This window comes from Vogesella mureinivorans, assembly GCF_007644035.1.
In the GTDB taxonomy this organism is placed as follows: Bacteria; Pseudomonadota; Gammaproteobacteria; order Burkholderiales; family Chromobacteriaceae; genus Vogesella; species Vogesella mureinivorans.
In genome coordinates this window covers 1-342 of record NZ_VMTV02000052.1, presented here as the reverse complement: position 1 = coordinate 342, position 342 = coordinate 1, and the positions used below count along the sequence as shown (strand labels likewise).

General features: G+C 60.2%; 1 pseudogene. It reads right to left on the bottom strand.

Annotated features, from left to right (window positions below):
• Positions 1-287, bottom strand: a pseudogene (locus FLQ44_RS01715) (TolC family protein); the annotation flags it as partial.
• Positions 288-342: the final 55 nt, after the last annotated feature.

Genomic DNA, 342 nt, shown 5'->3' with positions numbered 1-342 from the left:
ACCGTCGGGAACAGGGACGAGCGCGTCTCGCCATACTGGGCACGGGCGGCGTCGATATCCGCTATCGCTTTTTGCACGTCGCGGTTGCTGTTGAGCGCCATCGTCACCACGCTTTTCAACCGCGCATCATTCATCACCTGCTGCCACTGGCTCACCACGGCGTTGGCTTCGCCGTGCGCGCCGGGCAGGGTGGCCGGAACGGGCGCGTCCGGGCGCTGATACGTGGGATCTAATGACACACAGCCTGCGCTCAGCAGGGCTAACGCTAAAACAGTTTCACGAAACATTATGACCTCCGGTTTGCGTGCTTACCGGAGAACAGACGTTTCACCAGTACAAAGA